The organism is Pseudomonas sp. (assembly GCF_051660785.1).
Classification (GTDB): domain Bacteria; phylum Pseudomonadota; class Gammaproteobacteria; order Pseudomonadales; family Pseudomonadaceae; genus Aquipseudomonas.
On record NZ_JBOFQE010000106.1, the window covers coordinates 19,111 to 30,712 of the forward strand.

An 11,602-nucleotide genomic window follows, 5' to 3' on the forward strand; every position below is an offset into this window, starting at 1 on the left:
CGAACGGGGCGGTGCGACGTTTCGCTAAATCCCCTCGCCACAGGGAGTTCACTTGCTTGAACAGTGGTGCCAGTCGTTTACAACCAGCAGGCATCCCAGAGCGGGTAATCGCCGATTTTATCTACGAGCCCAGCTCTCAACGGGTTTGCAACGATGTAACGAGCGAACGGCAAAAGCTCTTCGCCATCACGATTGGTCCGGTCGTGATAGCCGGTTTGCCACAAAGTGCCACTTCGGCCGGTCGTTTTGTTCACTGCCTGGGCGCATCGTGCTTTGGTCGCACCGATGACATTCCCTAAATTGCCGTGTTGCAACTGCAAAAGCCAATGAAAGTGATCGGGCATAACCACCCAGGCGATTGAATTCACTAGCCCGGAGTCGTGAGGCCGTCGCATTTCGGCGACAAGCAGGCGGCCTAATTTCTAGTCAGAGAACACGGGTTGGCGATCATTGTTGACTGCGGTGACGAGATAGGCGCGACCGGTTTCGGAGTAACGGCCCAGGCGAAGGCGATGAGAGTTAGGTTGAGTAGGCAATCCATTGCTTCCGTGCATGAAAGTTAAGTGAGCCTTTCAGGCTAGTTAGCAGTGATCTGTATCGACGCTGAGACCGTTGAGTGAAATTTCTGATTCTTTTGCAGGACCTCCGGGGTGAGGGGACTTTTGTGGCGAGGGGATTTATCCCCGTTGGAGTGCGAAGCGCTCCCCTATGTCCTTCCAGTCATACCGCATCCGCAGATTTTACGACTGCTGCGCAGCCGAACGGGGATAAATCCCCTCGCCACAACAGCTCTTCTCACCACAGAGAGGCGATTCGGTTGGAATGCTTGAGTTAGACACGTCGGGCAGTAAATAACGCCCAGGCAGGGACATGACGATGCACCAATGCTGTGCAATACTCGGCGCCGTTTCAGCCGGCGAAAGATCCTGCAAAATCCAGGTGATGCCCCTCCGTAAACCGGGCTTTTGCCGAGAGTTCTGGCTGAATGTTGTGGTTTATAGAGTGAAAAGCCCTATCGGAAGCTTTTTATACTGCACGCCCCGCTGATTTTGCAGGTGTGTCCTGCAAGACGGGTTTGCCCACGAAGCAAACCCGGTTCACAGACGCAATGGCTTACCGGTCAGCGCTTCGATACTCGGTGGTCATATCCAATAACAAAACGAGGTTGTACCCCTATGCCAGTCGGCAATCACCTGCCCCACGGCGAGACCGCTCAGGGCGGCCCGCTTAAACGCGAACTCGGCGAACGGCATATTCGCTTGATGGCGCTCGGCGCCTGTATCGGTGTCGGTCTGTTCCTCGGTTCGGCCAAGGCCATCGAAATGGCCGGCCCGGCGATCATGCTGTCCTACATCATCGGCGGTCTGGCGATCCTGGTGATCATGCGCGCCCTCGGCGAGATGGCCGTGCACAACCCGGTCGCCGGCTCCTTCAGCCGTTATGCCCAGGATTACCTCGGCCCCTTGGCGGGCTTCCTCACCGGCTGGAACTACTGGTTCCTGTGGCTGGTGACCTGTGTCGCGGAAATCACCGCGGTGGCGGTGTACATGGGCGTCTGGTTCCCCGATGTGCCGCGCTGGATCTGGGCGCTTGCCGCATTGATCAGTATGGGTTCGATCAACCTGATCGCAGTGAAAGCCTTCGGTGAATTCGAGTTCTGGTTCGCCCTGATCAAGATCGTCACCATCATTGCGATGGTGGTCGGCGGCATCGGTGTGATCGCGTTCGGCTTCGGCAACGACGGTGTAGCGCTGGGGATTTCCAATCTCTGGGCCCACGGCGGCTTCATGCCCAACGGCGTGCAAGGCGTGTTGATGTCCCTGCAAATGGTGATGTTCGCCTACCTCGGCGTCGAGATGATCGGCCTGACCGCTGGTGAAGCAAAAAATCCACAGAAGACCATTCCCAATGCGATCGGCTCGGTGTTCTGGCGGATCCTGCTGTTCTACGTCGGCGCTTTGTTCGTGATCCTGTCGATCTACCCGTGGAACGAAATCGGCACTCAAGGCAGTCCGTTCGTGATGACGTTCGAACGGCTGGGCATCAAGACCGCGGCCGGCATCATCAACTTCGTGGTAATCACCGCAGCGCTGTCGTCCTGCAACGGCGGCATCTTCAGTACCGGGCGCATGCTCTACAGCCTGGCGCAGAATGGCCAGGCCCCGGCCGGTTTCGCCAAGACCTCGAACAACGGCGTGCCCCGTCGTGCGCTGTTGCTGTCGATCGGCGCGTTGTTGTTGGGCGTATTGCTCAACTACCTGGTGCCTGAGAAGGTCTTCGTCTGGGTGACGGCGATTGCCACCTTCGGCGCGATCTGGACCTGGGTGATGATCCTGCTGGCCCAGCTCAAGTTCCGCCAAGGCCTGAGTGCCAGCGAACGTGCCGGCTTGAAATACAAGATGTGGCTGTACCCGATCAGCTCGTACCTGGCGCTGGCGTTCCTGGTGCTGGTGGTCGGCCTGATGGCGTACTTCCCGGACACCCGCGTGGCGCTGTATGTGGGGCCTGCGTTCCTGGTGTTGCTGACGGTGTTGTTCTACGTGTTCAAGCTGCAACCGACCAATGTGTCGCAAGGTGCGGTGCGTTCGGCTTCGTAAGTTGTAACGCCTGAAACGTAAAGGCCCCGGTCCATTGGCCGGGGCTTTTTATTGGCTGACGAAAATCTCCTGTGGCGAGCGAGCTTATGTGGCGAGGGGATTTATCCCCGTTGGACCGGGCTGGCGCTCCAGGGCGAAGCGCTCCCCAGCGTCCTTTCAGCCACACCGCATCTACAGGTTTCACGACTGCTGCGCAGCCGAACGGGGCGGTGCGACGTTTCGCTAAATCCCCTCGCCACAATGGATGCTTTGTCGTTATCAAGCAGTAGCGACCTGAACCGACCGATTCAGGCGTTTGTTGAAATCCAGCCATACCCCCAACAACCCCATCAACCCCGCACCCACCAACGCGGTGAAAATCTGCATGGCAAACGCATCGTCGGTCAGGGCATTGACCATATCCGCCAACGGCGCCAACAACACGCCGAGGCAAAACACTTCCAGCGAATAACGCCCCATGCGACTGCATTGCTGTGCCAGCCAGTTCTGCGTCCAGCCAGTGTCCGGCAACAGTTTCGCCGTGACATACGCCAGCGCCAGAAAGTGCAGCAGCCGCACCGGTGACAGATCGGTCTTGCTGATCGGGTACAACAGGTTGCTCAAACTGGTCGGTACCATCGCATCATGCAGTTGCGGCCACCGCCACAATACGGTCAGTACTCCGGCAACGCCTGCGTATAACGCCGCACTCAAAAACAATGGCTGGCGCAACAACGAACGAGATTCCACCGGCCGTGGCCGCTGCGCGTGAATCGCAGCGGCGCCACCGAGTACGAACAGCAGTTGCCAGGCGACGGGGTTGAAGTACCACACACCGTCCTTGATGGCGGCCAGGTTCCAGCCGAACAACGGTACCGTCAGGTACACCGCAAACGACATCGCCACCACCACCCATGGCTTGCGCACAAATATCGGCAACACCAGCGGCAAACCTGCCAGCAGCACGATGTAGAGCGGCAACGGGTCCATCAGGTTAGGTTTGAAGCGCAACAGCAACTCATCGATCAGGGCTTGCTGCGGGTTGCTGATGAAGTGGTGCATGCCCATCTCCTCCACCAGGTCGCGGGTTTCTACGTGGCTGTTGGCGAAGAACACGATGCCCATCAGCATCGCCAGCAGGAAAATATGCACCACATACAGCACCCAGGCACGACGCAGGATTTTCACGCAGGCAATCAGGAAACCGTCGCGGGCCAGGATCTTGCCGTAGGCCAGGACCGCCGCGTAACCGGCGAGAAACACGAAGATTTCCGCGGCATCGCTGAAACCGAAGTTACGCAGGGTGATCTGACCCAACGGGTTGTGGGGCACGTGATCCCAGAAAATGAAAATCAGTGCCAGGCCCCGGAAAAAGTCGATCCGGTGATCGCGTTCAGTCGTCATGGTTGCGGGCTCTTGAACGGGTTTTGAAGTAGGCGTACAGGCAACACAAAAGGTTGCACGCCGCACATTGGCGGCGCGCAGGGTGCAGGGATTCGCCGGCAATTGCAAAGAGTGGATATTACGGAATGTCTCTGCGCATCGCCGAGGGAGGCAACCGCCTGTCTAAAAGCTGCGCAGGTCCGCGATCTCTGGCTACCGTCGGTTTCAAAGCTTTATCGATTGAAGGCGGAAGTCCCCCAGAGGCGCCGGAATGAAGATCAGCGAATGGCTCGACAAAGAGCTCACAGGCCGTCAGGTCGGGTTGATGTTTGTTTTTGCGACGCTGATTTACATCCTGCCGCTGATCCTCGCGGATTTCCCCTACATCGATGACAACTGGCGTGCCTTGGCCGCCGGTACCGGCTGGGCGCAGGAGGGCCGGTTGTTCGCGCAGTGGTTCTACAACCTGCTGACCTTCAGCGGCGCCGCGCCGAATATCTTCCCGTTACCGCTGTTGATCGCCACGCTGGCGATGAGTTGGGCGCTGACCCGGCTGACGTTCCATTACTTCCCCGAACCGACAGTTGCCCATTGCCTGGTGGTGCTGCCGCTTTGGTACAACCCGTTTTTCCTGCAGAACCTGTCGTATCAATACGACGGGCCGACCATGGCGCTGAGCCTGGTGGCGGTGATCTATGCAATCACGTTTCGAAGCCCCTCGCGCGTCCAGCAACTGTTGATACCGGCTGCGCTGATCGCGTTGGCCATCGGGCTTTATCAAGTCAGCTTCAATGTGTTTCTCGGGCTCTGTTGCCTGGAGTGGCTGCGGGGGGCGAACGACCAATTGCCTTGGCCCGCATGGTGGCGATCGATTGGCTGCAAAGTGGTCCAGGTCAGCCTCGCCGGGTTGATCTATTACGCCACCGCCTATGCCTTCATGACTCAGAGCCGTACCTCGTTGTTGAACGGGGCCGCGGCGCCATTGCTGCAAGTTGAAATCAATGCGGGCCGGGTGCTGGAAAAAATCGTGCTGCTGGTTCATGGCGGTTTTGCCTGGGTGTTCGCCGCGCTGTTGCTGTGCGCCATTGTCGGTGCCGTGGGCGTAGGGCAGCGCGTGTTGAAGCGTACTGACACAGGCGTGAACAAAACCATCATCGGCCTGCTGTGCCTTTTGCTCTTGCCCTTGCTGATGCTGCTGGTGCCGGGGGCTTCGTTGTTTTTCCGCGACTTCAATGAAGGCGCCCGCACCTTGATGGGGTTTGCTGTGGCGCTGGTTTTGTTGTTCTACCTGAGCCATCGAGCGCTGGCGACGGTGCATGGAAAACTGCCGCTGCTGTTGCTGGTTCCACTGTTGGCGATGCTCTCGCTGTCCTTCGCGTATGGACGGGTGCTGACGCTGCAAAAAACCTTCGCGACGACTGCGCTGTATGCCTTGAGCACCGACATTGCTTCGCGCCCGGCATTGCGCGACGCCAAGCGTATTTACATGTCGGTGACGTATTCGGATCACTGGCTGGTGAGCGCGGCCGGCTCGTTCAAGCAGCTACCGGTCTTGCATTACCTGCTGAACACCGACTTCTACATGCTCGCGGAAAACCTGCCCAAGGCAGGCATCACCAACGTGGTCAGGGAAAAGGAACGGCGCAACGCCACGCGGGTGGGCTACCAGGGTTATCCCCCGCTGGTGGACAGCCTGTTCTATCGCATTTATCTGCTGGGGGATTACGGCTTTATCGTCATGAAAGAACCGGTCCGCGTCCCCTCTCTGCAGTGGTGAACCCATGACCGTTGGTCTGGAATACCGCGCTACCTGTTAGTTCTGACAGTAGACGCGCAACGGTCTGCGACTTTAGGTTTGAACCGCGCCTGAAACGGGAACAGTTCAAGGAACGGACATGAAAGCCTTATGGAAAGCATTCTCCACCTATGCGGTCGTAGGCGTGGCCAATACGCTCATTCACTGGCAGATCTTCTACGTACTCACGGTCGCCGCCGAACTGAGTCAGGCCGTCAGTAATTTTTCGGCGTTTTGTGTGGCGGCGACGTTCTCTTTCTATGTGCATGCGCTTTATACGTTTGAAGCCGGCGCGTCGGTACTTCGTTATCTGCTGTATGTGGTCTTTATGGGGGCCATGAGTTTCGTGGTCGGGCATTACGCCGATGTCTACAACATCCACGGGCTGGTGACCGTCGCGTCGTTCTCGTTGTTGAGTATGATTTGTGGGCTCTTCTTTTCGAGATTTGTCCTGTATGGCGAGCGCGAAGCATGACGCCAGTACTGATAACCGGGTGGGACAAGGTACTCGACCGTCGCAAAGTGCTGCTGTTCTTTTTGTTCGCGACATTTGTCTACATTTACCCATTAATCCTTGCTGATTATTCCTACCTCGATGACAACTGGCGCTCTTTGGCTGCAGGGAATGGCTGGGCTGTAGAGGGAAGACTGTTTGTTGATCTGTTCTATAAAATGCTGACTTTCGGCTCGGCGGCGCCCAACATCTTCCCATTACCTTTAATGGTCGCCACGCTGGTCATGGCTCTGGGGTTGACTGGATTGACCTTCCATTTTTACCCACAACCGACGATTTCCTGTTGCTTGGTGATGCTGCCACTTTGGTACAACCCGTTCTTTCTGCAAAACCTTTCTTATCAATACGACGGCCCTGCTATGGCTTTAAGTCAAGTGGTCATGATCTACGCGATCATCTTTCGTACGGCTTCGAAAACGCTTCAATTAATTGTTCCAGCCTTGCTGATTGCGTTGGGACTGGGTTTGTACCAGATCAGCGTTAATGTATTTCTCGGGCTATGTTGCCTGGAACTGCTCAGAGGTGAGAATCACAAGGTTGCGTGGTCGCAGTGGTGCGGCTTGATTGGATGGAAAGTTGCACAAGTGATGCTGGCCTGGGTGATCTACTGGCTCACTGCCTATTCCTTTATGAGTCAGGATCGCGCGGTGTGGTTGAGCGTAGCGTTCGATTCTCTGCTGCAACTTGAAACCAACATCCTCCGAGTGTTGGAAATCGTTGCACTGCTCGCACATGGTGGATTTACTTGGGTATTCGCCGCACTTGCGCTGTTCGCCTTTGCGGGAAGTTGGCAAATAGGCGTCAACATTCTTAAACGTCAGGATACGGCGCTTGCAAAAGCCGTGATCAGTCTGCTGTGTCTGCTTACGGTGCCCGCTGTGGTGTTACTGGTGTCGGGTGCAGCACTGTTTTTCAAGGAATTCAATGCAGGCTTACGGCTCTTGATGGGTTTTTCGGTGTTGTTAATTCTGCTGTTTTATTTGACCCATCAGGCGTTGTCGACCCTGCATCGTTTGTCGACGTTGCTGTTGATCGTTCCACTTCTGGCGATGCTCTCGCTTTCATACGCCTACGGACGAGTGCTCACGATGCAGAAAACCTTCGAAACCAGTGTGCTTTTTGCGTTGGGGTATGACATCACTTCAAAGCGGCAGCTGCGCGATGCCAAACGTATTTACCTGACAAAGTCATACTCTGATTATTGGTTGGTAGCCGCTTCAGGTTCGTTTAAACAGATGCCGATATTGCGGCACCTGCTGAGCGTAAATGTTTTCATGCTTGCTGAAAATCTGACGAAGGTGGGTGTCACTAACGTGATTGCCGAGAGAAAACCGCACAATCCGATTCTGGTTAATGTTCAGGAGATTCAACCGCTGATAGACAGCAAGTTCTACTGCATTTATCTCGTCGGGGACCAAGGCTACATTGTCGTAAAGGAGCCGGCCCCGATCTCGGAGCTTCATTGGTGAAGTGTTCTTTCCGGGGTGCTTTTATCAAGCCGCCGCCACTTCACTTGGCTCAAAACTGTCCGCCCGTGCCATTTGCCACATCCGCGAATAAAACTCGCCATTCACTTCACCGGTGAGCAACTCCCCCGGTTTCAGGAACACGTGCAACTGCGAGAACAACTTGATCTCGGTCGCCGACATGCGCCGCACCAGATGCTTGGCCGACAGCTGTGACGGATGATCGAGGCCGGCGGCCGCGAGCATTTCCGCCAGGGCCTTGAGCGTATTTCGGTGAAAGTTGAAGACGCGCTGGGCCTTGTCCGGAACCACGAGCGCACGCTGGCGCAGGGTGTCTTGAGTGGCGACGCCGGTCGGGCATTTGTTGGTGTGGCAGCTTTGCGACTGGATGCAGCCGATGGCAAACATGAAGCCGCGTGCCGAGTTGGCCCAGTCGGCGCCGATGGCCAGAACACTGGCGATGTCGAAGGCGCTGACGATCTTGCCGCTGGCGCCGAGTTTGATTTTATCCCGCAGGTTCAGGCCCACCAGCGTGTTGTGCACGAACAGCAGGCCTTCGCGCATCGGCACGCCGATGTGGTCGGTGAATTCCACGGGGGCGGCACCGGTCCCGCCTTCCTTGCCGTCGACCACGATGAAGTCCGGGAGAATGCCGGTCTCCAGCATGGCCTTGGCGATGCCCATGAATTCCCACGGGTGGCCGAGGCAAAACTTGAAGCCCACCGGTTTGCCGCCGGACAGTTCACGCAGTTGCTGGATAAAGTGCATCAGTTCGATCGGCGTGGAAAACGCGCTGTGCCGCGACGGCGAGATGCAGTCTTCGCCCATCAGGATGCCGCGGGTTTCAGCGATTTCCTTGGTGACTTTGTGTTTGGGCAGGATGCCGCCGTGTCCGGGTTTGGCGCCCTGGCTCATCTTGATTTCGATCATCCGCACTTGCGGCGTTTGCGCCTGGGCGGCGAAGCGTTCCGGGTCGAAACGGCCGTCGGCGGTGCGGCAGCCGAAGTAGCCACTACCGAGTTCCCAAGTCAGATCGCCGCCGTTTTCCCGGTGATAAGCGCTGATGCTGCCTTCGCCCGTGTCATGGGCGAAATTGCCGAGCTTGGCGCCCTGGTTCAAGGCACGAATGGCGTTGGCGCTGAGCGAGCCGAAGCTCATCGCCGAAATGTTGAACACCGACGCCGAGTACGGCTGGGTGCACTGCGGACCGCCAACGATGACCCGAAAAGCACTCGGATCGCTCAACGGCGCCGGGCGCATCGAGTGGCCGATGAATTCAAAACCCGATTGGTACACATCGATCAGCGTGCCGAAAGGCTTGTCAGCGCTTTCATTCTTCGCGCGCGAATAGACCAGCGAGCGCTGGGCCCGGGAGAAGGGCAGGGCGTCGCTGTCGGATTCAAGCAGGTACTGGCGGATTTCCGGGCGAATGCCCTCCACCAGATAGCGAATGTTGCCCAGGATCGGGTAGTTGCGGCGCACCGCGTGAGGGCTTTGCAGCAGATCGAACAGGCCGATCAGGCTAAGCACGCCCGTAACGGCGGTGATCGGCCAGAGCCAGTCGTGTTCGAGGAAGGGCAGGCTGGCGAGGGTGAAGATCACGCAAGCGGCAAAGAAGGCGTAGCGGCTCAGGAGTGACAGGCTCATACGGGTTCCTTGGGTTCGGACTCGGTCATTTTTTGGCAATGCTGCATCTGGCTTCTGTGGCGAGGGAGCTTGCTCCCGCTCGGCTGCGGAGCAGTCGCAAACCGTGCTGACGGGCTCGGTCTGACTGACCGCGGTGCCTGTATCGGGACCGCTTCGCGATCCAGCGGGAGCCAGCTCCCTCGCCACAGGTGCCTGCGGCACTGCAACAGCACTCAGGCGTTTTGCGCCTGCAGGAATATCGAAAACAGCTCCGACTGGGATTTGATCCCCAGCTTGCTGTACATGTGTTTCTTATGGACTTTCACGGTTTCAGCAGAGATTTCCAGCTTACGGGCGATTTCTTTACTGGAGCAACCGCTGAGCATCAATCGGCCCACATCCAGCTCCCGGGCAGTCAATTGCGCGCCTTTGAGTTGTTGCACCGAAGCTTCCAGCTGCACCCGCCAGTCGCCCTGGACCGGCGCCGGCGCGAGGGCCACGGCTTCGTTGATTTCGTAAGGCAGGCGCTGGCGCAACAGGCCGAGCACCCAGGGCTGGATCAGCGACAGCAAGGCAATCTGCTGGCCGCTGAAACGCTGCTTGCTGCCCAGCGACAGGCACAGCGTGCGATCGCCTTCGAGCTGGCAATTGAACTGGATTTCATCGGCCACCACATTCAGACGAAAGTAGCGTTGGTAATACTCGGTCAGCTCGAAATGTTCCGGCGCCACTTCCGACAGGCGATAGAGCCCGGTGCGCGACTGTTCACGGCAAGCGATGTAGAACGGATCAAGCAGATAGAGCCCGCGCAGGTAATCCTGGAACAACTGATCAGGGCTGCCGTCCTCGCCCGGGCATTCGGCGAACACTTGCGGGTGCTGGTCCGCGCTGAAAAGCAGCGCCACCCAGCTGTCGAAGGTCACGTACTGATCCAGCAGGCGCACCAGCTGCGTCCAGAAGTTGGGCTTGTCCAGGGCGTCGATCAGTTGCCCGACCGAGCGGTGCCAAGCGATGTCGTCTAACGAAAGTGTCATGCCTCTACCCCTATCGGGTTACCCCAGCGGCGTGATTCCCCGGCCGGTGGCTTGCTGCGCATACTGGCGCGCAGACACAGACCGGGCAATCTTTCTGCCGCCCGGCTCATAACAAGGACTACCCATGAAAGTCGAACTCGCCCAGTTGGCGGGCCGTGACAACGGCACAGCGTACAACCTCGAACGCGCCCTGGCGGCCATCGCTGCCTGCAAGGCGGACACGCAGCTGATCGTATTCCCGGAAACCCACTTGATGGGCTTTCCGTCCGCCGCCACCGTGGCCCAGACCGCCGAACCACTGGACGGGCCGACAGTCAGCGCCATCGTCGCGGCTGCCCGTGAGCGCAACATCGCCGTGGTGATCGGCATGGCCGAGAACGACAACGGCCGCTTCTTCAATACCACGCTGCTGATTACCCCCGAAGGCATTGCCCTGAAATACCGCAAGACCCACCTGTGGGCGTCGGATCGCGGCGTGTTCGAGGCGGGTGATCGTTACGCCACCTGCGAGTGGAACGGCGTGCGGGTCGGGCTGTTGATCTGCTACGACATCGAATTCCCTGAAACCGCCCGCGCCCTGGCGCAACTGGGCGCCGAATTGCTGATCGTCACCAACGGCAACATGGACCCTTACGGCCCGACGCACCGCACCGCAATCATGGCTCGCGCCCAGGAAAACCAGGCCTTTGCGCTGATGGTCAACCGGGTGAAAGAGAGCGATGACGGGTTGGTGTTTGCCGGTGGCAGTGCGCTCGTCGATCCGCTGGGCACCTTGTTGTTCGAGGCTGGGCGAGAGGAAGGGCAGTTTGCGGTTGAGCTGGATTTGAGCCGGCTGGAGGCGGCACGCAAGGACTATCGGTATCTGGATGATCAGCGGTTGCGGTTGCCTGGGGAGGTGGTGGAGCAGGTCGGCGGTGTTCGGGAGTTATTGATTCCTCATCGTTAAACCGAGCCCTCACCCTAACCCTCCCGAAACGTCGGACCGCCCGGGGGGAGAGGGGACTGACCGAGGTGTCGGGACGATTGACTGCGACCTGCGACAGCGAGTCGAACTCAGGATTTGAAACACATGGAGATCTGCTCCCTTTCCCCCTCTTCCCGGGGGGAGAGGGGACTGACCGAAGCGATTCAAAGCGCTACATCGACCTGAATTACCGAGTCGAACTCAGGATTTGAATCATATGGAGATCTGCTCCCTTTCCCCCTCT

At 58.0% G+C, this 11,602-nt stretch carries 8 protein-coding genes and 1 pseudogene; 5 read left to right on the forward strand and 4 right to left on the reverse strand.

Features of this window, described 5'->3' with window-relative positions; translation table 11 throughout:
• Nucleotides 1–77 precede the first annotated feature (77 nt).
• A pseudogene (locus tag ACRC4F_RS29650) lies at nucleotides 78–536 on the reverse strand (REP-associated tyrosine transposase).
• A gap of 639 nt (nucleotides 537–1,175) precedes the next feature.
• On the opposite strand from ACRC4F_RS29650, the gene ACRC4F_RS29655 reads away from it, so the two are divergent.
• A complete protein-coding gene (locus ACRC4F_RS29655) occupies nucleotides 1,176–2,597 on the forward strand; it encodes an amino acid permease (RefSeq protein WP_438662493.1) in 1,422 nt (473 codons plus the stop codon).
• A 258-nt stretch (nucleotides 2,598–2,855) separates the two neighbouring features.
• On the opposite strand, the gene ACRC4F_RS29660 is transcribed toward ACRC4F_RS29655, so the two are convergent.
• Nucleotides 2,856–3,980: an OpgC family protein gene (locus ACRC4F_RS29660; RefSeq protein ID WP_438662494.1), complete on the reverse strand. Its 1,125-nt coding sequence runs from the start codon at nucleotides 3,978–3,980 to the stop codon at nucleotides 2,856–2,858.
• A gap of 250 nt (nucleotides 3,981–4,230) precedes the next feature.
• Between ACRC4F_RS29660 and ACRC4F_RS29665 the strand changes: the two genes are divergently transcribed.
• The 3 genes from ACRC4F_RS29665 to ACRC4F_RS29675 all read left to right on the forward strand — a co-directional run bounded on the left by ACRC4F_RS29665 (nucleotide 4,231) and on the right by ACRC4F_RS29675 (nucleotide 7,737).
• Nucleotides 4,231–5,736: a glucosyltransferase domain-containing protein gene (locus ACRC4F_RS29665; RefSeq protein ID WP_438662495.1), complete on the forward strand. Its 1,506-nt coding sequence runs from the start codon at nucleotides 4,231–4,233 to the stop codon at nucleotides 5,734–5,736.
• A gap of 118 nt (nucleotides 5,737–5,854) precedes the next feature.
• Nucleotides 5,855–6,229, forward strand: a complete 375-nt coding sequence (locus ACRC4F_RS29670) for a GtrA family protein (RefSeq protein WP_438662496.1) — start codon at nucleotides 5,855–5,857, stop codon at nucleotides 6,227–6,229.
• Entirely contained in the window at nucleotides 6,226–7,737 is a 1,512-nt protein-coding gene (locus tag ACRC4F_RS29675; RefSeq protein ID WP_438662497.1) for a glucosyltransferase domain-containing protein, read from the forward strand. Before ACRC4F_RS29670 ends, ACRC4F_RS29675 begins: the two co-directional genes overlap by 4 nt.
• A 24-nt stretch (nucleotides 7,738–7,761) precedes the next feature.
• On the opposite strand, the gene ACRC4F_RS29680 is transcribed toward ACRC4F_RS29675, so the two are convergent.
• On the reverse strand, nucleotides 7,762–9,381 hold the full coding sequence (locus ACRC4F_RS29680; protein WP_438662498.1) for an FMN-binding glutamate synthase family protein: 1,620 nt from the start codon (nucleotides 9,379–9,381) through the stop codon (nucleotides 7,762–7,764).
• Nucleotides 9,382–9,593: 212 nt separating this feature from the next.
• A complete protein-coding gene (locus tag ACRC4F_RS29685; protein WP_438662499.1) occupies nucleotides 9,594–10,394 on the reverse strand; it encodes a response regulator transcription factor in 801 nt (266 codons plus the stop codon).
• A 124-nt stretch (nucleotides 10,395–10,518) separates the two neighbouring features.
• Here ACRC4F_RS29685 and ACRC4F_RS29690 point away from each other — a divergent pair, with 124 nt between their 5' ends.
• On the forward strand, nucleotides 10,519–11,340 hold the full coding sequence (locus ACRC4F_RS29690) for a carbon-nitrogen hydrolase family protein (protein WP_438662500.1): 822 nt from the start codon (nucleotides 10,519–10,521) through the stop codon (nucleotides 11,338–11,340).
• Nucleotides 11,341–11,602 lie beyond the last annotated feature (262 nt).